The sequence below is a fragment of the Streptomyces sp. NPDC051109 genome, from assembly GCF_044455885.1.
GTDB lineage: Bacteria > Actinomycetota > Actinomycetes > Streptomycetales > Streptomycetaceae > Streptomyces.
This window is the reverse complement of record NZ_JBITFF010000007.1, coordinates 17,141-41,272: the sequence shown is the minus strand read 5'-3', so window position 1 is coordinate 41,272 and position 24,132 is coordinate 17,141. Positions and strand designations below refer to the sequence as shown.

Annotated in this window: 20 protein-coding genes and 3 pseudogenes; 13 read left to right on the top strand and 10 right to left on the bottom strand. The window is 72.8% G+C overall.

Features of this window, described 5'->3' with window-relative positions; all coding sequences use genetic code 11:
* Window positions 1-45: 45 nt before the first annotated feature.
* Both ACIBAD_RS15220 and ACIBAD_RS15215 read right to left on the bottom strand, forming a co-directional pair.
* Window positions 46-702: a class I SAM-dependent DNA methyltransferase gene (locus tag ACIBAD_RS15220; RefSeq protein ID WP_398906964.1), complete on the bottom strand. Its 657-nt coding sequence runs from the start codon at window positions 700-702 to the stop codon at window positions 46-48.
* Between the two features lie 11 nt (window positions 703-713).
* Window positions 714-2,264 (bottom strand): IucA/IucC family siderophore biosynthesis protein, encoded by a 1,551-nt coding sequence (locus tag ACIBAD_RS15215; protein WP_134069167.1) that lies wholly within the window; start codon window positions 2,262-2,264, stop codon window positions 714-716.
* Window positions 2,265-2,395: 131 nt separating this feature from the next.
* On the opposite strand from ACIBAD_RS15215, the gene ACIBAD_RS15210 reads away from it, so the two are divergent.
* On the top strand, window positions 2,396-3,961 hold the full coding sequence (locus ACIBAD_RS15210; RefSeq protein WP_398906961.1) for an IucA/IucC family protein: 1,566 nt from the start codon (window positions 2,396-2,398) through the stop codon (window positions 3,959-3,961).
* 21 nt (window positions 3,962-3,982) lie between these two features.
* On the opposite strand, the gene ACIBAD_RS15205 is transcribed toward ACIBAD_RS15210, so the two are convergent.
* Window positions 3,983-5,530 (bottom strand): S8 family peptidase, encoded by a 1,548-nt coding sequence (locus ACIBAD_RS15205; RefSeq protein WP_398906959.1) that lies wholly within the window; start codon window positions 5,528-5,530, stop codon window positions 3,983-3,985.
* A 320-nt stretch (window positions 5,531-5,850) separates the two neighbouring features.
* On the opposite strand from ACIBAD_RS15205, the gene ACIBAD_RS15200 reads away from it, so the two are divergent.
* From ACIBAD_RS15200 to ACIBAD_RS15185, 4 genes are all read left to right on the top strand, one after another.
* On the top strand, window positions 5,851-6,768 hold the full coding sequence (locus tag ACIBAD_RS15200; RefSeq protein ID WP_398906957.1) for a SigB/SigF/SigG family RNA polymerase sigma factor: 918 nt from the start codon (window positions 5,851-5,853) through the stop codon (window positions 6,766-6,768).
* 248 nt (window positions 6,769-7,016) lie between these two features.
* Window positions 7,017-8,078 carry a betaine/proline/choline family ABC transporter ATP-binding protein gene (locus tag ACIBAD_RS15195; protein ID WP_119094674.1) on the top strand — a complete coding sequence of 354 codons (1,062 nt, stop codon included), beginning with the start codon at window positions 7,017-7,019 and terminating at the stop codon, window positions 8,076-8,078.
* Window positions 8,078-9,868 carry an ABC transporter permease/substrate binding protein gene (locus tag ACIBAD_RS15190; protein WP_398906955.1) on the top strand — a complete coding sequence of 597 codons (1,791 nt, stop codon included), beginning with the start codon at window positions 8,078-8,080 and terminating at the stop codon, window positions 9,866-9,868. The genes ACIBAD_RS15195 and ACIBAD_RS15190 overlap by 1 nt, the downstream gene beginning before the upstream one ends.
* 165 nt (window positions 9,869-10,033) lie before the next feature.
* Window positions 10,034-10,348, top strand: a complete 315-nt coding sequence (locus ACIBAD_RS15185; protein ID WP_398906953.1) for a hypothetical protein — start codon at window positions 10,034-10,036, stop codon at window positions 10,346-10,348.
* A gap of 339 nt (window positions 10,349-10,687) precedes the next feature.
* On the opposite strand, the gene ACIBAD_RS15180 is transcribed toward ACIBAD_RS15185, so the two are convergent.
* Complete coding sequence (locus tag ACIBAD_RS15180) at window positions 10,688-11,038, bottom strand: hypothetical protein (protein ID WP_398906951.1); 351 nt, start codon at window positions 11,036-11,038, stop codon at window positions 10,688-10,690.
* 68 nt (window positions 11,039-11,106) lie between these two features.
* On the opposite strand from ACIBAD_RS15180, the gene ACIBAD_RS15175 reads away from it, so the two are divergent.
* Together ACIBAD_RS15175 and ACIBAD_RS15170 are read left to right on the top strand one after the other, a co-directional pair.
* Window positions 11,107-11,853 carry a hypothetical protein gene (locus ACIBAD_RS15175; protein WP_398906949.1) on the top strand — a complete coding sequence of 249 codons (747 nt, stop codon included), beginning with the start codon at window positions 11,107-11,109 and terminating at the stop codon, window positions 11,851-11,853.
* A 226-nt stretch (window positions 11,854-12,079) separates the two neighbouring features.
* Window positions 12,080-12,610, top strand: a pseudogene (locus ACIBAD_RS15170) (transcriptional regulator); the annotation flags it as partial.
* A 107-nt stretch (window positions 12,611-12,717) separates the two neighbouring features.
* On the opposite strand, the pseudogene ACIBAD_RS15165 reads toward ACIBAD_RS15170, so the two are convergent.
* Window positions 12,718-13,120, bottom strand: a pseudogene (locus tag ACIBAD_RS15165) (IS5/IS1182 family transposase); the annotation flags it as partial.
* A gap of 156 nt (window positions 13,121-13,276) precedes the next feature.
* Here ACIBAD_RS15165 and ACIBAD_RS15160 point away from each other — a divergent pair.
* From ACIBAD_RS15160 to ACIBAD_RS15150, 3 genes are all read left to right on the top strand, one after another.
* Window positions 13,277-13,825 (top strand): hypothetical protein, encoded by a 549-nt coding sequence (locus tag ACIBAD_RS15160; RefSeq protein ID WP_398906947.1) that lies wholly within the window; start codon window positions 13,277-13,279, stop codon window positions 13,823-13,825.
* Window positions 13,826-13,907: 82 nt separating this feature from the next.
* Window positions 13,908-14,390, top strand: coding sequence for a transposase family protein (locus ACIBAD_RS15155; protein ID WP_398906945.1), 483 nt, complete (start codon window positions 13,908-13,910; stop codon window positions 14,388-14,390).
* 216 nt (window positions 14,391-14,606) lie between these two features.
* Window positions 14,607-17,834: a TIM-barrel domain-containing protein gene (locus ACIBAD_RS15150; RefSeq protein WP_398906943.1), complete on the top strand. Its 3,228-nt coding sequence runs from the start codon at window positions 14,607-14,609 to the stop codon at window positions 17,832-17,834.
* Between the two features lie 12 nt (window positions 17,835-17,846).
* Here the strand turns inward: ACIBAD_RS15150 and ACIBAD_RS15145 are convergent, their stop codons facing one another.
* Window positions 17,847-18,491 carry a DUF6817 domain-containing protein gene (locus ACIBAD_RS15145; protein WP_398906941.1) on the bottom strand — a complete coding sequence of 215 codons (645 nt, stop codon included), beginning with the start codon at window positions 18,489-18,491 and terminating at the stop codon, window positions 17,847-17,849.
* A gap of 203 nt (window positions 18,492-18,694) precedes the next feature.
* Between ACIBAD_RS15145 and ACIBAD_RS15140 the strand changes: the two genes are divergently transcribed.
* The gene (locus tag ACIBAD_RS15140) at window positions 18,695-19,603 is read left to right on the top strand and encodes a LysR family transcriptional regulator (RefSeq protein WP_398906939.1); all 909 of its coding nucleotides are present in this window, start codon (window positions 18,695-18,697) and stop codon (window positions 19,601-19,603) included.
* Here the strand turns inward: ACIBAD_RS15140 and ACIBAD_RS15135 are convergent.
* Window positions 19,565-20,932: pseudogene (locus tag ACIBAD_RS15135) on the bottom strand (MFS transporter); the annotation flags it as partial. The gene ACIBAD_RS15140 and the pseudogene ACIBAD_RS15135 sit on opposite strands and share 39 nt — an antisense overlap.
* Window positions 20,929-21,555: a TetR/AcrR family transcriptional regulator gene (locus tag ACIBAD_RS15130; RefSeq protein WP_398906937.1), complete on the bottom strand. Its 627-nt coding sequence runs from the start codon at window positions 21,553-21,555 to the stop codon at window positions 20,929-20,931. The pseudogene ACIBAD_RS15135 and the gene ACIBAD_RS15130, both read right to left, overlap by 4 nt.
* A 179-nt stretch (window positions 21,556-21,734) precedes the next feature.
* On the opposite strand from ACIBAD_RS15130, the gene ACIBAD_RS15125 reads away from it, so the two are divergent.
* A complete protein-coding gene (locus tag ACIBAD_RS15125) occupies window positions 21,735-22,343 on the top strand; it encodes a TetR/AcrR family transcriptional regulator (RefSeq protein ID WP_134069155.1) in 609 nt (202 codons plus the stop codon).
* A 62-nt stretch (window positions 22,344-22,405) separates the two neighbouring features.
* Here the strand turns inward: ACIBAD_RS15125 and ACIBAD_RS15120 are convergent, their stop codons facing one another.
* Window positions 22,406-23,524 carry a M20 family metallopeptidase gene (locus ACIBAD_RS15120; protein ID WP_134069154.1) on the bottom strand — a complete coding sequence of 373 codons (1,119 nt, stop codon included), beginning with the start codon at window positions 23,522-23,524 and terminating at the stop codon, window positions 22,406-22,408.
* Between the two features lie 118 nt (window positions 23,525-23,642).
* Between ACIBAD_RS15120 and ACIBAD_RS15115 the strand changes: the two genes are divergently transcribed.
* The gene (locus ACIBAD_RS15115; RefSeq protein WP_134069153.1) at window positions 23,643-23,885 is read left to right on the top strand and encodes a DUF6158 family protein; all 243 of its coding nucleotides are present in this window, start codon (window positions 23,643-23,645) and stop codon (window positions 23,883-23,885) included.
* A 24-nt stretch (window positions 23,886-23,909) separates the two neighbouring features.
* Here the strand turns inward: ACIBAD_RS15115 and ACIBAD_RS15110 are convergent, their stop codons facing one another.
* A complete protein-coding gene (locus ACIBAD_RS15110; protein WP_166682000.1) occupies window positions 23,910-24,071 on the bottom strand; it encodes a DUF6126 family protein in 162 nt (53 codons plus the stop codon).
* Window positions 24,072-24,132 lie beyond the last annotated feature (61 nt).

The window sequence follows — 24,132 nt, the reverse complement described above, 5'->3', positions numbered from 1 at the left end:
CCGGTGTCCGCAAAGCCGTGCCGGACGCCGTGGGCCAGGCGGGACCTAGAGCCCCTTGCGGGCCAGGAGGAAGGCCTGGGGGGATTTCTCCTGGTCCACGGGGCGGCGCACCAGGCGGGCCACTTCCTCCAGGCCCGCCGCGGCGAGCAGGCCGGCGATCAGCTCCGGCGGGGTCCAGTACACGTCCAGCCCGACGGGGTGCCCGTACGCGTGCTCCAGCCGGAGCTTCTCCTCGCCCGCCTTGAACGCGATCAGCACGTGGCCGCCCGGCGCGAGCACGCGGGCGAACTCCGCGAACAGCGGCGGCAGTTCCCCCGGCGGGGTGTGCACCGTCGAGTACCAGGCCAGGACCCCGCCGAGCACCCCGTCCGCCACGTCCAGCGCCGCCATCGAGCCCACCTCGAAGCGCAGCCCCGGATAGCTCCGCCGGGCCACCGCGACCATCGCCGGGGACAGGTCGACGCCGAAGGCCCGTACGCCGAGCCCGTCCAGATGGGCCGTCACACGCCCCGGTCCGCAGCCCAGGTCCGCGACGGCGCGGGCCGCGCCGCCCTCGTCGCCGCGCACGCACTCGGCGAATGCCGCCAGCATGGCCCGCTCCAGCGGCCTGTTCGCCAGCTCCGTGCCCAGCAGCCGGGCGTAGTCGACGGCGACGGCGTCGTACGACACCCGCACGGAGTTCAGGTCCGAGGTCTCCTTCATGCCCTGTGACACTAGCCCGCCCGCCCCCGCCCGTAGGCCCCGGCCAGCGGATTGTCCAGCTCCGTCCACCGGTCGCCCGGGATTCCGGGGCTCAGCCGCATCAGCGTCAGGGCCTTGGTCGGCAGCGGTGCCGTCAGCAGGGCCTCCGTGTCCGCGGTGGCCGGGAGCCCGGCGGCCTCGGCCAGCGCCTCGCCGAAGGCCGCGGCCGAGCCCGCCGTGGCGCCCAGGGCCCCGGTCAGCAGGGAACCGAACAGCTTGCGCCGCAGCACGGTCACGTCGTCGGTGACCAGCCGGCCCGAGAGCGGCGGCACCGGCAGGCCGTGCCGGGCGAGCCGCTGCGGGCTGATCCGGATGTCGGCGAGATCGCGGTAGACCAGCCGCAGTGGTGCCCCCGTCGCGGACAGCACGACGAGCAGGTTCTGGCCGTGCGCCTCCAGCGCCACCCCGAGGTCCAGCACCCGCAGGCACACCGAGAGGGCGAGGCGGGCGAACTCGGCCCGCCAGGCGGCCGAGCGCGCGAACGGCGCCCCGCCCAGCGCCGCCACCGGTACCACCCGCTCGCCCGCCGCCGCGTCCGCGTACACCTCGGGCGGCTCGCGCAGCACCGCCGCCAGGTCGGGGCTGTGCGCGGTCGCGGCGCCCAGCGTGCGGGTGATGTGCAGCCGCCCGTCGAGCCGCTCCGACAGGACCTGCGCGAAGGCGGAGACCGCGGCGGCCGTCTCGATGGAGTACTCCGAGATGTCCCGCACGGAGGAGGTCAGCCGGGTGCTCAGCGCCGTCTTGACGTGTGCGCCGCCCGCCGAGGGGGCGAGGGTGCGCAGGGCCATCAGCGGATGCGCCGCGAAGCCGGGGCGCAGCGTCCCGGCCTGTCCCCGGCCCGTCTGTTTCAGGACGTGTTCCGCCTGCCACGGGTGCACCGGCAGCAGGAGTCGGCCACCATCGCGCAGATCGGCCGGCCAGGCGCCTGTGACCAGGCACTCCTCGGCCCGTACGGCGACCAGCCCGAGCTCGACAAGCGGCCGGTGCTCCGGCGCGTACGCCAGCTGCTCGGCCACCGAGAATCCGGGACGCGAGCGGCAGTTGGGGTGGTACGGATGGCCGTCGACCACCCGCTGCTCCCACTCCCAGGCGGCCTGCGGAGCCGCTCCCTCCGCGGCAGGCTGCCCGGCGCGGGACAGCGCGAGCGAGGCCGTGCTGTCGTCCAGCTCGGCGGCGAAGGCGTCCCCGTGCGGAACCCCCAGCGCCGCCAGGAGCCGCCCGGCCTGCCGGTAGGGGACGCCGTCGAGCAGCACCTCGTGGACGTACGGTTCGGTGGCGTACGGGTCCGGCGGCGGACCCTCCAGCCGCCTGCCCCCGGACAGCCGGAGCGTCAGGCCGCCGGGCCCGCCCTCGCGGCGCTCCACCCACGGCAGCGGTTCGAAGGCCAGCGCCCGCCAGAGCCGGGTCAGCACGGCGGCCCGGGCACCGCCGAGCGCGGCGCCGTAGGCGGAACCGAGGGCTGGTCGCACCTCGGCCAGTTCGGCGGACACGGCCTCTTCGGCCGGGGAGGCGGGGAGGTTCATGCTGGGGTGCAGGGCCCTGTTCCTCTCACGGGACGCTCACGGGTCTCTCAAGGGTGACGTGATGATCACGTCATCATCGCGGATACTGAAGATCACGGCCGGAGGTACGCCCCGCGACCCCGGCACCTGGGATGGACCGAATGGAATCCGTGGACCTCAACGCCGCAGCCGACGCGTACGCCGCCGCCCCCCTGCTGAACTGCCTGCTGAGGGAAGCGGCCGATCCCGCCGGGGAGCTCACCGCCGCGCCGGACGACGGCTGGTCGGTCCACCGGCTGCGCGGCAGCGGCCGGCTCCTGCGCGTGCGGGGCCCGCGCCGGCCGCGGAGCCCCGAGCTGCGCACGGCGGAGGGCTGGCGCCCGCTCAGCCACACCGAGCTGGTCAAACTGACCACCGACGAACTGCACCGGTACACGGGCGTCCCGAACGACGAGCTCCCGGTCGAGATCGCCGACAGCCGCGACGCCGTCGCCGCGCTGCTGGCCGCCCGCGCCGCGGCCGAGCCGCCGCAGGACCCGTACGTCCTCTCCGAGCAGTCCCTCGTCATGGGACACCCGTACCACCCCGCCCCCAAGGCGCGCGGCGGCGCGCCCGCCGCGAGCTGGCTGCCGTACGCCCCGGAGGCGTACGCCCGCCACCCGCTGGTCTTCCTGGGTCTGTGCGAGGACCAGGTGGCCGAGGAGGGCGGGCCGGCCGCCGCCGACGCGGTCGACGCGCTGGCCGGGCTGCTCGACGGGCCGCGCCCGCCGGCCGGATACCGGCTGCTGCCCGCGCACCCCTGGCAGCTGGAGCTGGTCGGCGGCTCGGCCGCCCTGCGCACGGCGTTCGCCGACGGGCGGCTGCTGCTCCTGGGCCCGGGCCGCCGTACGGTCCGGCCGACGGCGTCGATCCGCACGGTGTATGTGCCGGGGGAGGCCGACCTCTTCGTCAAGTTCAGCCTGGACGTCCGGATCACCAACGACGTGCGCCGGCTGTGGCGGCACGACCTGCTCAAACTGCGCCGTACGGACGCCGCGGTCGGGGCGGGATTCGCCGACCTGCGGCGCCGCGGGTCGAATGCGGTCTGGCTCGCCGACCGCGGCTACCGGACCGCGTCGTTCGCCTTCGAGGAACTCGCCGTGCTGGTCCGCGACGGACTCCACGCGCAGCTGGAGCCGGGGGCCGTGCCGCTCGCGTCCGCCGCGCTCGCGGAGGGGTTCGCCGGCAGTCCGCTGGCCGCGACTGCCGATCCGGCCGGCTGGTGGCGGCTGTACCTGCGCCATGTGGTGCCGCCCGTACTGGACCTGTTCGCCCGGCACGGCGTCGTGCTGGAGGCGCACCTGCAGAACACCCTCGTGGCGGTCGACGCCCAGGGCATGCCGGTACAGGCGCTGTTCCGGGACGCGGAGGGGGTGAAGCTGGTGCCGGAGACGGAGCGCGCGGAGGCCTGGCAGCGGCTGGTCTACTGCCTGGTCGTCAACCACCTCACGGAGGTGGCGGAAGCCCTGGCCGAGGCGCATCCGGGCACGGCCGCCGGGGTGTGGCCGGCGGTGCGCGAGGAGTTCCGGCGCTACGGGGCGGAGCACGGTCTGCCCGAGATCGCAGAGCTCCTCTCGGCCCCCTCCCTCCCGGCCAAAACGAATCTGCTGCTCCGCTGGACCAGCGCCGACGGCGCCGCGGCCCGCTACATCCCCCTCCCGAACCCGCTGCGAGACTGACCACCACCCGGAACAGGACCCTCAAAAGCGCAGGGCCCATGAGTCGATGTGGCCGGTGTAGCCCGCGAAGGCGTCGTACACCCGCAGTTTCCACACGCCGTTGGCGGTCTCCGACGAGGCGTCGATGGCGAACACCCCTCGCAGGTCGGCCTCGCCCCAGCCGGTGTAGCCGTCCTTGATCTGGTACACCGTGCCGTCGGGCGCGACCACATCGACCTGGAGGGTGCCGGAGTCCGGGTGCCTGATGTCGAGTTCCACGTCCAGCTGCGCGGGCGCGTGCCCGGGGACCCCGCTGACCGTGACCGGGGATTCGACCGGCTCCAGGTCCTCGACCGGGTAGTCCGAGGTGTTCGCGAAGCGCGGTCCGGGCACCCGGTTCGGCGCCGTGCCGACGTACAGCAGCCGGTCGGGCGAGCCCGGCCCGGCGTCGACCGTCGAGCCGGTCGTGGCCGCCGCGGTCAGGGCGCCCGCGACCTGGGCGGGCGTGGCCGTACGGTGGTCGGCGAGGTAGAGCGCGGCCGCGCCCGCCACGTGCGGGGAGGCCATGGACGTGCCGGACATGGTGGTGCTCCAGTCGTCCCCCCAGAAGACCGCCGAGGTGATCGAGTCGCCCGGGGCGAACAGGTCCACCAACGGGCCGTAGTTGGAGTACGAGGCGCGGGCGTCGCGGTTGTTGGTCGCCCCGACCGTGAGCGCCGCGGGCACCCGGGCGGGGGAGTGGGTGGAGGCGTCCGCGCTCTGGTTGCCCGCGGCCACCGCGTACGTGATGCCGGAGGCGATGGAGTTGCGTACGGCGGCGTCCAGCACGTCGTCGGGGTCGCCGCCCAGGCTCATGTTGGCGACGGCGGGCTTGACGGCGTTGCGGGTGACCCAGTCGATCCCGGCGACCACCTGCTCCGTGGTGCCCTCGCCCGACCAGTCGAGCACCCGGACGGCCACGAGCTTCGCCTTCTTCGCGACGCCGTACGTGGTGCCCGCGAGGGTCCCGGCGACGTGCGTGCCGTGCCCGTGCAGATCGTCGGCCTCGTAGTCGTCGTCGATGGCGTCGTACCCGTAGGAGGCGCGGCCGCCGAAGTCCTGGTGGCTGATGTTGACGCCGGTGTCGATGACGTACGCGGTCACGCCCTGCCCGGCCGAATCCGGGTAGGTGTAGCTCCCGTCGAGCGGGAGCCTGCGCCGGTCGATCCGGTCGACGCCCCAGGAGGGCGGCTCCGGCTGGGTGGCATCGAGCCGCAGCTTCCGGTTCTGCGCGACCTCGGCGACGGCGGGGTCCGCGGCGAGCCGGCGGGCCTGCCGCGCCGACAGTTCGACGGAGTAGCCGTTGAGGGCGGCGTCGTAGGTCCGGCGGATCGTGCCGCCGGAGCGTGTGACCACGGACCGGCCCCGTGCGGTACGGGCGCCCGCACGGGCCGGGTTCAAGAGGACGAGGTAGCTGCCGGCGACGGCTCCCGGCGCTCCGGCGTACCGAACGGTCCCCTCGGGCGGGCTCGCGGCCGAGGCACCGGTGTCCGCGCCGAGCGCGAGCGCCGCGGCGAGGGCCAGGACGGCCCCGCACCGCCACCACCCCAACTGCCGTAATCCATGTGACCCATGTAACCCGTGTGATCTGCGCAATCCGTGTGATCTGCGCAACTCCTGTGATCCATGCCATGTCTTGAGCATTCGGATCGAACCTCCCCCGTGAGTCGTCCGCTCAGACTGGGGGCGCCAAGGGGCCCTGCACAAGGCTGTTCACACAGGAGGAACCAGGCCCGCCGGTCGCGCGCGTGCGCGCGTGTAAGCGGACGCCCGCATTTCCGGCAATTCTTGACGTACAAGCCGAAAGAGACCACCATCTACGGCAGTCAAGGTCCCGCGCCGCAAGCCGACAAGCCCAAGGAGCGAACCCCATGCCCGCCTTTGCCCCGTCCTCCAGTTCCGAAACCGCCGCAGTCGTCCCCCGTCCGCGCCGCGACAGCCACGCCGCCCGGATCGCGGACCTGCCGCGGATCGAGGAGCCCAGGGAGGTGGCTCCCGCAGATGCGAGGGAGCTGTCACGGGTGTTCTTCCGGCGGCTTCGCGAACTGCCCGAGGGCACGCCGGAACACCAGTACGTCCGCAACGCGCTCATAGAGATGAACGCCTCACTCGTCCAGTACGCCGTCCGCCGTTTCCGCGGCCGGGGTGACGGAGGAGACATCGAGGACCTCGTCCAGGTCGGCGCCATCGGCCTGATCAAGGCCATCGACCGGTTCGACCCGGCTCTCGAGAACGAATTCGCCACCCTCGCCATGCCGTACATCACGGGCGAGATCAAACGGCACTTCCGCGACACCTCCTGGGCGGTCCGCGTCCCGCGCCGGCTCCAGGAGCTGCGCATCGACATCGCCCAGGCCAAGGAGCAGCTGACCACCACCCTCGACCGCGCGCCGACGGTCGCGGACCTCGCCGGCCACCTCCACCTCACGGAGGAGGAGGTCATAGAGGGTCTCGTCGCGGCCAACGGCCACACCACCGGCTCCCTGGACGCCCCGCAGGCGGAGCGCGGCGACGGCTCGGCCGACGGCCACACCCTCGCCGACGTCATGGGCGAGGAGGAGCCGGCCCTGGAGCGCGTCGAGGACATCCAGACCCTCGCGCCGCTGCTCGAACAGCTCTCGGACCGCGAACGCCGGATGCTGCGGATGCGCTTCGGCGAAGAGCTCACCCAGGCGCAGATCGGCGCCGCGCTCGGCATCTCGCAGATGCAGGTCTCGCGCCTGCTGACCCGTGTCCTCGCCCACCTGCGCGCCTCCATGCTGGAGGACCCGGCCCCGGACACCCCCTGAGCGGCCCCGGACACTCCCTGAGCGGGACCCGGACACTCCCCAGGCCCGACCCGGACCATCCGGCGTGAGGTGGATCACCTCCGCGTTTACCCCGCAGAGGCCTGGGCACCCGCGGATCCGGAGCGGACCCTTCCGCCGGCTGTCACGCGGCCGGCTCGGGTGCGGGCGGATCCCGTACCGCTCCACGGCCTGCGCCCGGCCCCCGTGGCCGGGCGCAGGCCGTTCCCGGTACGACCCGCGAGGTGTATGTGTCCACGCTCCAGGCCGAGCACGTCTACAAGGTGTTCGGAAGACGACCCGGCGACGCCGCAGCCGCGGTCCGCGCGCTCCGAGCCGGCGCCGGCCGCGACGAGCTGCGCGCCGACGGTACGACGGCCGCTGTGATCGACGCCTCATTCCGCGTCGAGCCCGGCGAGATCTTCGTCGTCATGGGTCTGTCGGGGTCCGGCAAGTCCACGCTGCTGCGCATGCTGAACGGACTGCTCGAACCCACCGAGGGGCGCATCCTCTTCGACGGGCAGGACCTCACCTCCCTGTCCAGGCGTGAGCTGCGCCACGTCCGCTCCACCAAGATCAGCATGGTCTTCCAGCACTTCGCGCTCTTCCCGCACCGCAGCGTGCTGGAGAACGCCGCCTACGGGCTGGAGGTGCAGGGCGTCGCCCGCGACGAGCGCCTGCACCGCGCCGCCGAGGCGCTGGAGCTGTGCGGTCTCGCCGGCTGGGAGGCCTCCTGGCCCGACGAGCTGTCCGGCGGCATGCAGCAGCGCGTCGGCCTGGCCCGCGCCCTGGCCACGGACGCCGACCTGCTGCTGATGGACGAGTCCTTCAGCGCGCTGGACCCGCTGATCCGCCGTGACATGCAGGACCAGCTGCTGGAGCTCCAGCAGCGGCTGAAGAAGACCATCGTGTTCATCACGCACGACCTCAACGAGGCCATGCGCCTCGGCGACGGCATCGCCGTCATGCGCGACGGCCGCATCGTCCAGCAGGGCACCGCGGAGGACATCCTGACCCGCCCCGCCGACGACTACGTCGCCTCCTTCATCCAGGACGTCGACCGTTCGCGCGTGCTCACGGCCGACGCCGTGATGACCGAGCCCGTCGCCGGCGGCTGCGCCTGCGGCTGCCCCAGCGTCACCGCCGACACCCCGATCGCCGACCTGTGCGCCGTCAGCGCCCGCGTCCCGCACGCCGTCGCCGTCACCGACGGAGCCGGGGTCGTCGTGGGCTCCGTACCGCAGGACCGCCTCGTCGCCTTCATCGGCGACGAACAGCGCGCCCCGGTGCGCTGCGCGGAGGTGGCCGCCTGATGCCCCGCCTGCACCTCGGCGCCTGGGTCGACAGCGGTGTCGACTTCCTCCAGCGCCACCTGTCCTGGCTGTTCGACGCCATCAGCGCGCTCGTCACCGGCCTGTACGATGGCATCCACGCCGTGCTCGACGCGCCCGCCCCGCTGCTGTTCGCCGGCATCCTCGCCGTCGCCGCATGGTGGCTGCGCGGGCTGCTCGCCGCGCTCCTCGCCTTCGCCGGCTTCGCGCTCGTCGACTCCGTCGACCTGTGGTCCGACGCGATGTCCACGCTCTCGCTGGTCCTCGTCGCGACCCTCGTCACCCTCGTGTTCGCGGTCCCGCTCGGGATCTGGGCCTCCCGGTCCGACCGGGTCAGCGCCGTCCTGCGGCCCGTCCTGGACTTCATGCAGACCATGCCGGCCATGGTCTACCTGATCCCCGGCATCATCTTCTTCGGTGTCGGCGTCGTGCCCGGCATCATCGCGACCATCATCTTCTCGCTGCCGCCCGGTGTACGGATGACCGAGCTCGGCATCCGCCAGGTCGACGCGGAACTCGTCGAGGCCGCCGACGCCTTCGGGACCACCCCGCGCGACACCCTCGTACGCGTCCAGCTGCCGCTGGCCCTGCCCACCATCATGGCGGGCATCAACCAGGTCATCATGCTGGGCCTGTCCATGGTCGTCATCGCCGGCATGGTCGGCGGCGGCGGGCTCGGCGGCGCCGTCTACCGGGCCATCGGCAACGTGGACATCGGCCTCGGCTTCGAGGCGGGCATCTCCATCGTCATCCTCGCCATGTACCTGGACCGGATGACCGGGGCGCTCGGCCGCCAGGTCTCTCCGATCGGCCGGCGCACGCTCGCCAAGGCGCAGGCCGCCGCGAGCGGCGCCGCCAAGTTGTGGAACCACCGCCCCCAGCCCGCCTACGCCGTCACCGGCGCGGTGGTCCTCGCCCTCGTTGCGGGCGGCCTGAACACCTTCGGCGGCTCCGCGCAGCCGGCCGCCGCGGGCGTCGACGCGATCGGCAAGGGCCGCAAGATCAGCATCGGCTACATCCCGTGGGACGAGGGCATCGCCTCGACCTACCTGTGGAAGGAGCTCCTGGAGCGCCGCGGTTTCCAGGTGGAGGCGAAGCAGCTGGAGCTCGGCGCCCTGTTCACCGGGCTCGCGGGCGGCCAGGTCGACTTCCAGACCGACGCCTGGCTTCCGGTCACGCAGGCCCAGTACTGGGAGAAGTACGGGAACAAGCTGGACGACCTGGGCTCCTGGTACGGGCCCACCTCCATCGAGCTGTCCGTCCCCTCCTACATGAAGGACGTCACCTCCCTCGCCGACCTCAAGGGCAAGGGCGCCGAGTTCAAGGGCCGGATCATCGGCATCGAGCCGAGCGCCGGCGCGATGGGGATCCTGAAGGGCAAACTGCTCAAGGAGTACGGCTTGGACGGCGAGTACCAAGTCGTCGACGGATCGACCCCCGGCATGCTCGCCGAGCTGAAGCGGGCCTACGAGAAGCACGAGCCGGTGGCGGTCGTGCTCTGGTCGCCGCACTGGGCGTACGCCTCGTACGACCTGAAGAAGCTTGAGGACCCCGAGGGGGCCTGGGGCAAGGGCGACGGCATCCACACCCTGGCCCGCAAGGGCTTCGCGGCGGACGAGCCCGAAGTGGCCTCCTGGCTGCGCTCGTTCAAGCTGACCGAGGCCCAGCTGACCGGCCTGGAGGCGAAGATCCAGGAGGCGGGCAAGGGCAAGGAACAGCAGGCCGTCCGCGGCTGGCTGAAGGATCACCCGGAGGTCGCCAAGGCCGCCTGACCGCCGCACGGCGGCGAAGGCGCCGACGGCCGGTGGAGCGTCTCCTCCACCGGCCGTCGGCGCCTTCGTCCGCTCCGGCGGAGACTACGGCGGGCCATCACCGGGAACGCACCCCTGACCTGCCGAGATCCTGGAGGATCGGCCCGTGTCCCGGAGGAGCGGGCCGTGGCACAGTGCCTGGGACACCACCGCCGCGACCAGGGAGCCCCCATGCGCGATCCGCACCCCGTGCCCCGGCTCGCGGCCGCCCCCGAGGCTCCTCCGGCCGAGCCGGGCCCGCTGCCGCGCTGCCCCCTGTGCGGGAGCGCGCCGGAGCGGGTCTCCTGGCGTCAGTGCCCTGGCAGGCCGGTGCTGCTGGTCTTCGGCCCCTGCGGCCACCGGTACGCCTCGCAGGCCCCGCCGGTCCTGGCCGTCACCCCGCCGCCGGGGAGGCCCGTACCGTTGGGGCCGCCGGTGACGCCCCTACCGCTGAGCAGCTGAGGAACGCGGCGATCCGCTCGGCGGACGCCTCCTCGCCGAGGATCTCGACGCCCGCCCCCTCGGCCTTGGCCCCCTTGCCGCCCGCCCCGTCGATCCTCGGGGCAGCCGGGCAGCCGGGCAGCCGGGCAGCCGGGCCGCCGGCCCGGCGGCTCGACCGGCCGCGCCCAGCGGGTGGCGTGAACCGGTCCCGGCGGCGGCCTGCGCGGCCGGGGAGTCCCGCTCGACGACGGCCCCGCCGATCCCGAACAGCAGGCGGGCGCGCCGCCCCGCGGCGGGAGAACGACGGCCCGGCGCCGTGCGCGGCGCGCACCTCATCGGCCCGCTCGAACCGGGCCGTGGTCAGCAGGACCCGCCCAACCGGCGCGCCACCGAGGCCTCCCGGCCGAGCAGGTCCTGCGGGCCGGACGCGTTCGCCGGCGAGAGCATCGCCGCCGTGCGCGCCACCTCCCCGGCCGCCACCGCGCTCCCGGCCACCTTCCCTGTCGGCGAGGCCGAGTCGGTGTGCTCCGGGTACCGCTCCTCGTACGCCTGTATCAGGGAGACGAGGAGGTCGAACGAGGCGTCGTCGAGCGCCGAATCGCCGGACCCGTAGTACGCGGCGGCGGCCCTGATGGCCGTACCGATCGCATCGGCGTACTCGTCGCGGGTGGTGAGGGCGGAACCGGCAGGAGCGGCGGTGGTGATCGTCATACCCCGATCGTCGCGCAGGCGTCTGACAACGCCCGAGCCCCGCCGGGGCCGGGGTCGACTCGACGCTCGTGGGACTGTTCAATGCCCGGGTGGTGAACTGGGCGCAGATGTACGACTGCCGCTGGGAAGTGGACCGTGTACCCGAGCTTCTGGCTCTGGTGGAGCGTGAGGACGACGCCGAAGCCTGGATTGAGCTGGGCTACCGGTTGATCCTTGAGCATGACCTGCTTTCGCCGGCCGGCCTCGCGGCCCTGCCCCGGCTGGTGCGCCTCGCCGTGGGCTGCACGCAGGCACGACATCTGGCCGGAGCGATCATGGCACGCGCGGCGAGTCACCACGACGGCGACGAACTGCTGGCTGACAGCGCAGAAGTGATCGCCGAGTTCGGAGCCCTCCTGGACCGGCACCTGCAGTCGCGGCCGGCCGACTACCTGGTCGCCTTCCGCGCGCTGCTGGCCGTACAGGAGCAATACCATTGGGCCAATGCCCTGGGGGACTTCGACGACGACTTCTATGAGCTGCCATGCCCCCACTGCGCGGTGGAGGTGACCATCGCCATCGGCGGCTACGGCCGCTATTCGGCGATCCGCGACTGGAACCTGGGCGACATCGACCGGCGTGACCTGCGGCCGAGTCCTGCCGAGGAGCTGTCGGGCGTCCGCCGATGGATGCACGAGATCGCGGTACGCGATGGGGAAGCCGTACTCGCCCAGGGAATCTCCCATCTGTTCGGCAAGGCCGAGTGCCCCAGTTGTGCCAGCGTCTTCACCATCGCGGACGAGTACGGGGCCGCAAACTGCCCAGTCCTGCGGTAGCACCGTGTGGCGTCAGCTCTTCGCCCCATCCCTGCTGGCCGGCCAACCTCGTCGACCGGCGCAATGTCGTGATGTCTCTCGTTCCAGGCCTCGGCCACGAGGGCCGGACCGCCACCTCACCAGCTGTTCGTGACACCAGCGCACCGTGCGGGCCTCGGTCTACCGTCGGAGCTCGACAGGCTCGGCCACCCACCGGTGGCCCATCGAGCGCACGCACGCCTGGCACCTTGCCCACCTTCAGATCTCCGCGTTCGTCGAGGGACGCGCCTTCGACGTCCTGGCCTCCAACCCGATGGCCGTCGCGCTCTCCCCGCGACTGCGGCCCGGTGAGAACCGGCTCCGTTGCCTCCTCCTCGACCCCGAGGAACAGGCCTTCCACCAGGACTGGACGAAAGCCGCCGCCGGCTTCATCGCCACCCTTCGCACCACCATCGGGGACGATATGGACGATCCCCGGTTCGTCGAACTCGTCGGAGAACTCGCACTGTCCAGCCAGCGGTTCCGCACCCTGTGGGCCCGACACGACGTCCGCAACTTCGACGGAGGCACCACCACCGTCAACCACCCAGTCGTCGGTGAACTACGGCTCCACCGCGACAAACTCCCCGTAGGCAACGTCATTCTGGTCGTCTACTACCCAGACAAGGACAGCGACAGCGCCGAGAAACTGCAACGCCTCGCCGCACTCTCACACACCGGGCCTACCGACACGGCGTGCAGCAGACCAGCAGACACCAGGCACCCGAAGACACCCTGAGGAACACCGGCCGTCCGGCGGCGCAGCCAGAACGAACGCGCCGTTATTTGCGCCGTTCGCAGACCGTCCAGGTGCCGTCGTCATGAGCCCCCGGCGTCCTTGTCGCGCAGGACGCGGCCGAGGGGGATGCCGTAGCCGTCGGTCATGCCCGGGCGCTTCATGCCCTGTTTGCCCCGGTCGACCGGTGAGCGTCCGGCCGCTTCGCCGCCGCCGGGGGCCTTGGGGATGGCGCCGTCCACGGGGCGATCTGGTCGAGGACGAGACCGACGATGCGGCATAGGCGTCGAGCGCGGTTTGCGTTGACTCGGCGAACAGGCCCGGGCGTATCCGTTGGTCGCGGCGGCTGTGGATCGTCGTGGCCGAGCAGGCGGAGCCCGCGATCGCCCCGTAGGAGCAGCCGGACCGGAGGACTTGAAGGAGCTTGTCGAAGATGAGCCGGTCACTGATCCGGCGCCGGTGGCAGCCCCACGGGTGGGCCGGATCGAACTCGGGCCGCTGCGGAACCTGTGCCTGTTCCGTCTGCCGGCTGGCCCCGCCCGCCGCCTATCATCGCCACCTCTAACGACCTGGGGAGAATTTAGGGGTCTCTCTGATTCACTGAGGCACATGGGGATCGGGGCACTCATGACACAGACGCGACGGCTGGCAGCACACGAGGGGCGGTGGATGGCGAGCCTCGGGCTGTGGGTCGCTCGGCGCTCGAACGGGGTGGGGGACGCGGACATCGCTGTCGGGTACGCGCGTGCTCAGGCGCCGACGGCGTATGGGCTGGTGTTCGTGTTCGCGGTCGAGACCGTCGGAGTGTCCTTCATGCTCGCCGCGTATCCGGTCGCCCACTTCGTCATGCTGCTCCTCGACCTCTACACGGTGGTTCTGGTTTTGGGACTGCACGCCGCCGCCGTCACACGCCCGCACGTCGTGGGGCCGGCCGAGCTGCGGGTACGGCGAGGTGCACGGCTCGATCTGCGGATACCCCTGGAACGGATCGCTTCCGCCCGTTACGACCTCCGCTTCCCGAACGCGAACAAGTCCGAGGTCGGTGTGCTGGACGTGGCCATTGCGTCGCAGACCTCGATCACTATCGAGCTGACCCAACCAGTCACCACCGTAAGCCTGTTGGGGCGGCGCACAGAGGTTCACACGGTCCGCTGCCACGCCGACGAACCGCAGACCGCCATCGCAGCGATCAAGAAGCTGCTGCCGATAGACAGCTGACAGGGCCGGCCCGGTCACCGCAGGTCGGTCATGCGGAACTGCGGACCGTGACATGAGACGGGCCGCACGAGTTGGTTGAGTTGTGAAGCTGACCTGGGCCCGTGCGGTCTGCTCCCATCCTGCCCTGTCCGGTGTCTCCCGCGTACATTCCGGCGAGTTGCTCGAAGAACTCGCGTCTCCGTGGGAGGCGGCGCGCGAGTCCGCACTACGTGATCAGCGTGGAGGGTGCTGGCGCCGATCGGCGGGGGTCGGACGCAAGCCGAAACTGGTCTTCGTCGACCGGCTGCTGGTCACCCTCATCCACCTGCGGCACGGATTGCCGCACGCGGTCCCGGCCGAGTTCTTCAGCGTGGACCGCTCCACTGTCTTCGCCGCGATCCGCCAGGTCCGTACCCTGCTCGCGGCCCGAGGCCTGCCTGGTCTCCGACCGAGCCGCCAAGCGGCCCAGCCGCCCCCCGCTCTGCGTCGCCAAGGCATCCAAGGGCCCGAAACGGACCGCGCCTCCGCCGAATCGGCTGGTCGTCACCGTGCCGGACCCCGGGGCGGCCTTGCCCTCGGGGCTTGAGCGGACTCCGGCCGGTTGAGCGGATCGGAGCTGCTGGGGACGAATGAGGATCGACACGCCGTGCCAGGCGTGGAATCCAGCTGACGAATGCTCAAAGGTGCTTGATGAGAGACGATTTCGAGCAGGATCCTTCAAGTGATCTCCGTGGGCCGCTATCTTGCCAGGCGCATGCCAAAGCGGTGTGTCCGCAAACCGGACCGCACGAGGAGCTGCCCCATGAGACTCATCCGCATCCCCAGGCGCACGCACAGTCGCATCCCCACCCGCACGCACAAGAAGGCCAAGCGGCAGCGGGCTCCCCTCGCCGCGCTGCTCGCAGCGGCCCTCGCAGTCGCCGGCCTGGCCGCCGCCGGTCCGATGACCTCACCGGCCGCCGCCGCCCCGGCGCCCGCCACGGCGGGCAACGCCACCGGCCTCACCCGGTCCGGGAACACGTTCACCGTCAGCGCCTCCGCCGGGGCGAAGGCCCGCATCGTCATCGCCCGCGCCGACATCTTCAGGCTCTGGCTCTCGCCCGACGGTGCCTTCAGCAACGATCCGGCCGGCTCCGACCTCGCCCCGACCACCGATTTCGGCCCGGTCGACGCCTCCTTCACCGACGCGGGCGCGTACTACCGCATCAGCACCGGCGCCCTGAACATCCGCGTCAACAAGACGCCCCTGCAGTTCTCCGTCTACCGCGCCGACAACGCCACCCTGGTCTGGCAGGAGACCCAGCCCACCTCCTGGACCGGCACCCAGACCACCCAGTACCTGGCGCGCGGCGCCGACGAGCAGTTCTACGGAACCGGCCTGCGCCTGGGCGAATGGGCGCTGCGCGGCAAGACCGTCCCGGTGGCCGTCGACAACAAGTGGCGCGAGAACAACAACGCCAGCCCGGCCCCCTTCTACATGTCCACCAACGGCTACGGCGTCATGCGCAACACCTGGGCCCCGGGCTCGTACGGCTTCAACGCCCCGACCACGCTCACCCACGACGAGAAGCGCTTCGACGCCTGGTACTTCACCGGTGATTCGCTGAAATCCGTCCTCGACGGCTATACCGATGTGAGCGGCAAGCCCTTCATGGCTCCGATGTGGGGACTGGAACTGGGCAACGCGGACTGTTTCAACGCCTCCAACCCCGCATACCAGGGCGACCACAACCGCCTGCGCCACCAGACCACCCCCGACGTGGTCGGATACGCCTCCGACGCCCGCGCCGCAGACATGCCCTCGGGCTGGTTCCTGCCCAACGACGGCTACGGCTGCGGCTACACCGCCCCGCTCAAATCGACCGTCGACGCCCTGAAGGCCAAGGGCTTCCAGACCGGACTGTGGACCTCCACCGGCCTCGGCTCCATCGCCGACGAGGTCGGCACGGCCGGCACCCGCGGCGTGAAGACGGACGTCGCCTGGATCGGCGGCGGCTACAAGAACGCCTTCACCGGCGTCCAGCAGGCCGTCGACGGCATCGAGAAGAACTCCGACGCCCGCCGCTACGTCTGGACCGTCGACGGCTGGGCCGGCACCCAGCGCAACGCCGTCGTCTGGACCGGTGACACCAACGGCACCTGGGACGACATGCGCTGGCACGTACCCGCCGTCACCGGTGCGGGCCTGTCCGCCCTCAACTACGCCTCCGGCGACGTCGACGGCATCTTCGGCGGCAGCCCCAAGACCTATGCCCGCGACCTCCAGTGGAAGGCCTTCACCCCCGCCTTCATGACCATGTCGGGCTGGGGCGCGACCAACCCGGCCGCCGGCTACCAGGACAAGCAGCCCTGGCGGTTCGCCGAGCCGTACCTCTCCATCAACCGCAAGTACCTCCAGCTCAAGATGCGACTGATGCCGTACCTGTACACCATGAGCCGTACCGCGCACGAAAGCGGTGTGCCGAGCACCCGCGCCATGGTCCTGGAGTACCCCGACGACCCGGTGGCCCGCGGCAACCTCACCAGCGGCCAGTTCATGGCCGGCGATTCCTTCCTCGTCGCTCCGGTCGTCTCCGACACCTCCGTCCGCGACGGCATCTACCTGCCCGCCGGGACGTGGACGGACTACTGGAGCGGGAGGACGTACGCGGGTCCGGGCTGGCTGAACGGCTACCAGGCACCGCTCGACACCCTGCCCCTGTTCGTCAAGGGCGGTGCGATCGTGCCGATGTGGCCGCAGATGAACTACACGGGCGAGAAGCCGGTCTCCACCCTCACCTACGACATCCACCCGCGCGGGAACTCCTCCTTCAGCCTCTACGAGGACGACGGGCTCACCCGCGCCTACCAGTCCGGCGCTTACGCCCGCCAGCAGGTGGACGTCACGGCCCCGGCCGCGGGCTCCGGCACGGTCACCGTCTCCGTCGGCGCCCCCACCGGCAGCTACGCCGGCAAACCGGCGTCCCGGGGCTACGAGTTCAGCCTGCACGTGGCCTCCGCGCCGGGCGCGGTCGCCGCGGACGGCACCGCCCTGGCCCGCCACGCGTCCAAGGCCGCGTACGACGCGGCCGCATCCGGCTGGTTCTTCGACGCGGCCGACCGCGGCGGCATCCTGTGGGTCAAGTCCGGTACGAAGTCGGGCGCGTTCGGCATCACGGCCACCGGCACCTCCGTCCCGGCGGCCGACCCGATCCCGGTGACCTCCGCCCCCGTCCCGCAGTCGGGGTGGACCCTGGTCTCCGCCGACAGCCAGGAGACCGCAGCCGAGAACGGCGCGGCCAAGAACGCCTTCGACGGCAACCCGGCCACGCTCTGGCACACCGCCTGGTCCTCGGGGACCCCGGCCGCGCTGCCGCACGAGATCCGCATCGACCTCGGCGCCCGCTACGCGGTCGACGGCCTCGGATACCTGCCCCGCCAAGACGGCGGCGTCAACGGCCGGATCGGCGGCTACGAGGTGTACGTCTCCGACAGCACCACGGACTGGGGCTCACCGGTGGCGACCGGAACCTTCGCCGACACCGCCACCAACAAGTCCGTCTCCCTGTCGGCGAAGACGGGCCGCTACCTGCGCCTGCGGGCCCTGACGGAGGCCGGCGGCCGCGGCCCCTGGACCAGCGCCGCCGAGATCAGCCTGACCGGGCGGCCCGCCCCGCTCCCGGCCGGCGCCACCCTCGTCCAAGCGGCCTCCGCCCGCTGCGCGGACCTGCCGTACAGCGCCACCGCACCGGGCACCGAACCCACCCTGTACACCTGCCACGGAGGCCCCAACCAGCGGTGGAGCCTGACGGCCGACGGCCGGGTCACCGGCCTGGGCGGCGTCTGCCTCGACGGTACGAGCGCCACCTCGGTCACCGTCCGTACGTGCAGCGGAGCCGCCGGCCAGAACTGGCAGCCGGGGTCGGACGGCAGCCTGCGTACGCTCGGCCAGTGCCTGGCCCCGGTCGGGGCGGCCACGGCGAACGGCACCAAGCTCACCCTCGCGGCCTGCGACGGCAGCCCCGCGCAACGCTGGGCCTTCACACCCTGACGAAACCGGTCGTCAGAGCCCGCCGCCGCCGAGCACGGCCTGGCAATCCCGCCGGGCCGGCTCGGTCAGCAACCCCCGCAGCCGGGTGAACAGGGCGGCCAGGCCCGGCCCGTGGGCCGCGCGGAACGCCGGATCGATCCGGGCGAGGTCCAGCTCGTTCGCCGCGGACAGCTCGGCGAAGTCCCGCCGGGACTGCCGGTCGGGGAAGTGGACGTGTCCGGTGAACCGGTCGCGGAACGCCGGCGCCACCGACGACACCGCCTCGTTGTCGGCGGCACCGGCACCGGCACCGGCACCGGCACCGGCCGCGCAGGGTACGTCGGAGGCGAGCGTCGGATACGATGCCGCGCGGTCGCAACTGGCGTAGAAGTAGACGATCTCTTCGGCCTCGGACCCGATCACCGCGGCCAGCTCGGCCCGCCGGCCGACCGGCAGCAGGGCGGTGGCGAAGCCGTCCGTCCCGTAGAACGCGTGGCACAGGCCCGCGAGCCGGAGCGCCGGCCTGGCTCCCCACGCCCCGAGCAGCGCGTGCACCCGTTCCAGATGTGCGAGCAGGGTGCCACCGGGGTGGAACAGCTGCCCGGCGCCGAGTTCACGCAGCAGCGCGAGCGCGCGCGCCTTTCGGAGCTCGACCGGTATAGGTGTCGGTGTCGGCATGGGCCTGGTCCTCTCCCGCGTCGTGCCCCGGTCAGGAGGGTGGGTCGACACCCGTCCCCGCCCGCGCCGGGTCCGGACCGTGGCGCGAGCGGGGACGGGTTGCCGCCCGGGGCCCCGAATGGATCGTTGTCCACCCGTAGATGCAAGTCAATCCTCTGATTCCCTATCAAGACCCAAGCCGCAGCTTGGAGTAGCGTGGCTCCGTGACTCTCGACGATCTCCGCGTCTTCGTGGCCGTCTGCCGGGCCGGCAGTCTCAGCGCCGTCGCCCGCGACCTCGGCTGTACGCAGTCGGCCGTCAGCCAACACGTCCGCCGCCTGGAAAGGCGGACCGGCACCGAGCTGCTGGAGCGGCACGCCCGGGGCGTCGTCCCCACCGAGGCCGGGCGCATCCTCCAGACGGCCGCCGCCGACGGCATCGCCGGGCTCGACGGAGCCCTGCGCCGCCTCGACGAACTCGTCCGCGGGGACAGCGGTTCGGTGCGCATCACCACCGGGGCGACGACGGTACGGCACTTCATGTCCGAGGCCGTCGTCGGCTTCCGGCGCCGCCACCCGCAGGTCAGCCTGGAGTTCCAGACGGAGAACTCCAGCCGCAGCTGCTTCGACGCGCTCGCCGCCGACGACCTGGACCTCGCCTGGATCACCATCGGCCGGCCCGTGCGCGGCATCGAGCAGCGCCCGGTGATGGAGCTGCCCTGGGTGCTCGCGGTCTGCGCCGACGACCCCCTCGCAGCCCGGTCCCGTGTCGAGCCCGCCGACCTCACCGGCATCCGCCACATCCGTCTCCCGGAGAACTCCGCCTCCCGCGCCCACCTCGACGCGTCGTTCGCGGAATCCGGCATCCGGATACGGTCCGACACCAGCGTGGCCGACTGGGACACCGCCCTGCTGTTGGCCGAACTGGGCCTCGGCCACGCCCTCGTGCCCGCCCTGCCCGGCTGGCGGGTCCCCGGATCAGAAGGCCCGCTGCGCCTCGTCCCGGTCCCGGACCTGCCGCCGCTCCCCGTCGGCTGGGCGGTCCGCCGCTGGGCGGCCCTGTCCCCGCTGGCCCGCGTCTTCGCCGACGACGTGGCCCGCAGCTGCACGGCCCGCGCCGCGCGGCAGCAGTGACGCCGGCAGCAGTCCCACGGCCGCCACCGCCGCCAGGGCGAACAGCGCGGTCGGCGAGGCCCCGGCGCCCGCGCCCCCGCCCGCCGCGACGGCGATGCCCAAGCTCGGGCCGACGTTCATCGCCGTCTGCTTGAGCCCGCCGACGACCCCCGCGTACCCGGCGGGTGCGTCGCCGACCACCGTGCCGGTGGCGGTCACCATGACCGCGGCGAACCCGGCGCCGAGCACCGCGAAAGCCGCCACGACCGCCGGGCCCGCCCCCGCACCCAGCCCGCCGACCCCGAGGACGACCAGCCCCGTACCGGCGAGCGCGGCCCGGCGCGGCCCGTACCGGCGCAGCGCGAGGCCCGCCAGCGGCGCGCCCACGACCATGCAGCCGGTCAGCGGGAGCACCAGCAGGCCGGTGGCGAGCGGGTCGAGCCCCCGTACGTCCTGGAGCAGGAAGGTCGCGGCGAACAGCGCCCCGAACATGCCGGCGGAGACGGCCAGCAGCAGCGCCATCGAGGCCGCGACCGGTCGTGACCGCGCCACGGCGGCCGGTACGAGAGGCTGCGCGGCCCGCCGTTCACACCGTACGAGCACCGCCGCGAGGGCGGCGGCCCCGCAGAGCCCGAGCAGCGTCGGCGGCGCGGCCCAGCCGTGGGCGGGTACGCCGGCCAGCGCGTGGACGAGCACGGCGAGGGCCGCGGCCAGCAGTGCCGCACCGGTCAGCGCGGGCCGGTCCGATCCGGGACCGTCCGGCACGGGCCCCCGCGACCCCGGCCGGGCCGGCGCGGGAACCCGTACGGCGAGGGCGAGCGCGGCGATCGCGAGGGCGATCGGCACGTTGAGCACGAACACGGAACGCCAGCCCGACTGCGCGACCAGCACGCCCCCGAGCAGCGGACCGGCCGCGGCGGCCGCGCCGATGGCACCGGTCCGGACCGCCACCGGGGTGGAGAGCCGGTCGGGCGGGTACGCGAGGCGCAGCAGGGCGAGGGTCGCCGGTTGCAGCAGGGCCCCGAACACCCCCTGGGCGGCGCGCAGGGCGATGACCCAGCCGATCCCGGGCGCGAGCGCGACCCCGGCGGAGGCGGTGGCGAAGCCGAGCACGCCGATGAGGAGCAGCCGCGGATGTCCGTACCGGTCGCCGAGGCGGCCGGAGATGACGAGGAGGGCGGCCACGGCGAGGAGATAGGCGGTGCTGGTCCACTGGACCTCGGCCACGCCCGCCCCGAGGTCGTGGCGCAGGCTGGGCTGCGCCACGCTGAGGACGGTCCCGTCGAGGGCGACGAGCATCGCGCCGCCGACGCTGACGAGCAGCGCGATCCGCTGCCTCGGGCGGGTCATGCCCGGTCCTGCCCGAGGTGGGCGTCGAGGGCGGCGTCGACGAGCCGTTCGACGCCGACCCGGGGGTCGGCGGCGTCGCCGAGTACCAGGGGCAGGCTGCCCCAGGCCCACAGCTGCGCCACGCCGTGCAGGTTGGCCCACAGGGCGGCGGCGGTCACCTCGGGGTCCCCGCCGGTCCGGCAGCGGGAGACGAGCCCGACGAGGAGGCGGAAGAGCGGGATCGTGGACTCGCGCAGCCTCGGCGACTGCGGCCCGGCGGATTCCCGCCCCGCGCTCTCGTGTCCCTCGCTGTCGAGCAGGTCGTGGCGGAACATCAGCTCGAACATCCCGCGGTGCTCCAGGGCGTAGCCGACGTACGCGCACCCGAGCGCCCGCACCTGCTCGCGTGGCGAGGGCGCGTGAGCGGTCGCCGCCGCGAACCTGCCGCCGAGGTCGGCGAATCCGCGCCGGGCGATCGCCGAGAGCAGGGAGTGGTGGGTGGGGAAGTAGCGCCGGGGCGCGCCGTGCGACACCCCGGCGCGGCGGGCGATCTCCCGCAGGCCGAGGGCGGCGGTGCCTTCGGTGAGCACGAGGTCGACGCCTACGTCGATCAGGCGTTCCCGGAGCGGGCTGTGCGAATCCATGGGCCGTGTCTACCAGGAACGAGTAGACACTGTCTACTCGCGTGCGGCCGGCCGGGCCGGCTCGTCGACCGGGCGGTGGGGGCCATGAACTGATACGGCAGTACCATGAAAATCTGCCGCCTCGCCGGGACTGTTCCCGCTCCGGGGGGCCATGACGGACCGAAACGGGCGGAGACACGGTGCCGAAGCGGGTGGACCACGAGGAGCGGCGCAGCCAGATCGCGGAGGCACTGGTCCGCGTCGCCGGCCGGCGCGGACTGCACGCGGTGGGCATGCGGGACGTGGCCGCGGAGGCCGGGGTCTCGCTGCGCCTCGTCCAGTACTACTTCCAGACCAAGGAGAACCTGCTCCTGTACGGGCTGGAGCACCTGGCCGCCGGCCTCGGCGCCCGGGTCGCCGAGCGGCTGCGGGCGGTGGGGCAGGACCCGGGGCCGCGCGCGATGATCGAGGCGCTGCTGATGGAGTCGCTGCCCACGGACGAGGCGAGCCGGACCTTCCACATCGTGTACACCTCGTACGCGGCGCTCGCGCTGACGGACGAGGCGCTCGCCGCCCAGCCGTTCATCGACAACCCGAACGCCGCCGAGGACGCCCTGACGGCACTCCTCCAGCAGGCGGTCGACGCGAAACTGGCCCCGCCGGACACGGATCCGCGCACGGAGGCGATCAGCCTGCTGGCGATGTCGGCAGGGCTCGGCACCAGCATCCTCGTGGGCCAGCGCACGCAGGAATCGGCGGCATCGGTGCTCCGCCACCACCTGGACCGGCTCTTCCCGGCGCTCCGCTGAAGGACCGGACCGGGCTGGAGCGGACCGGGCGGGATCGGGCCGGCCGGGCGGGGACGCAGGTGCTACGCCCCCGCGCCCTCCCGCGTGTTCCGGATCGCCCGCACCAGTCCGGCGACGAGGTTCGCCCGCTCGGCCATGGCGTCGACCACCACGTACTCGTGGTCGGCGTGGGCGCCGCCGCCGACCGCGCCGAGGCCGTCGAGGGTCGGTACTCCCACCGCCGCCGTGAAGTTGCCGTCGCTGCCGCCGCCGACCGACCGGCCTTCGAGGCCGGGGAGCAGCCGCTGGGCCACCGCGAAGAGATCGGCCGACGCCGACTCCGGCATCGGCGGCCGGCCGATGGACCCCTGGACCGAGATCTCCGCGTCTTCGAGGTGCGGGGCCAGCGCCGCGAACGCGGACTCGATGCGCGCTTGTTCGCGGGCCGATTCGACCCGTACGTCGGCGGTGACGGTGGCTTCGGCGGGAACGACGTTGTCCACCCCTCCCGCCGACGCGACGGTCGGGGTGACGGTCGTGCCGATCTCGGGCCGGCCGAGCGCGGCGATGTCCAGTACGAGGTGTGCCGCCTCGATCAGCGCGTTGACCCCGGCCTCGGGTTCGAGGCCGGCGTGCGAGGCCCGGCCGGCGACGGAGACGTGGAAGGAGCCGCAGCCCTTGCGCCCGGTCTTCAGGGCGCCGCCGTCGGCGGCGCCTTCGAACACCAGCACCGCGCCGCAGGCGAGGGCGCGTTCCTCGATGAGGGCCCGGGAGGAGGGCGAGCCGATCTCCTCGTCGGCCGTGACCAGGATCTCGACGCCCGACAGGTCGTCGAGCAGTGCGAGCCCGTGGATGGCCTGGACCAGGCCGCCGAGCATGTCGAAGACCCCGGGGCCGGTCGCGCGCCCGTCCTCGACCGCGAAGGGGCGGCGTTCGAGGGTCCCGAGCGGGAACACCGTGTCGTGGTGGCCGAGGATCAGCACCCGGGGCTCACCGCCGCCCGACCAGTGGACGTGCGGTCCGGTCTCGCTCTCGATGAGGACGGCCTCCCCGCCGAGGCGGTTCTCGATGACGGCGGCGACGGTTTTGGCCGATACCCCCAGCGCGTCGAGGTCCCGTGAAGGGGACTCGATCTCGACGAGTGTCCTGAGGTCCTCGATCATCGCATCCACACTCACATGGACGGCCGCTCGCATCGTCATGGCGCAAGGGTAGCCGCAGCGCCACGCCGCGCAGTCAGGGGAAGGGCGGCTGAAACCAGCGTGACCGGGACGAATGGGGCACCGGAGGGGATGATGGAGGGGAGGAGGTGTACGGGCCATGGCGGAGCATGACGGCGGCCCTTCGGCGGCGAACCTGGAGGAAGGCAAGCTGCTCAAGGAGCTGGAGGCCATCCACCGGACCCGCCACGAGACCCTGCTGTACGGGTCGGACGAGGCGCTGGTCACCCACACGCAGCGGATGAACGAGCTGGAGCACGAGTACGTACGCCGGCACCCCCGGCGCGCCCAGACGCCGGGGCGGACCCGGTCGGGCGCGCGGGCCCGCAGCGGCGAGGACTGAGAGGTCGCGCGGGCCGTACGGGCCTCACTTCTCGGCGTGCTCGCCCAGGTAGAACAGCAGCCAGATGAACCCGGCGAACACGTGCGTCCCGAAGATGTAGAAGAACGCGCGCAGGGCGACGCCCTTCTCCTTCCACTTCTCGCGCTGTGCCGCCGCGGCGGCGGGATCTTCGGTCTGGTCCGGCACGGCGGACCTCCGTTTCGAGTGCGGGCGGGGCGGGCCGGGGCGGGTTGGGGGCAGGGATGGA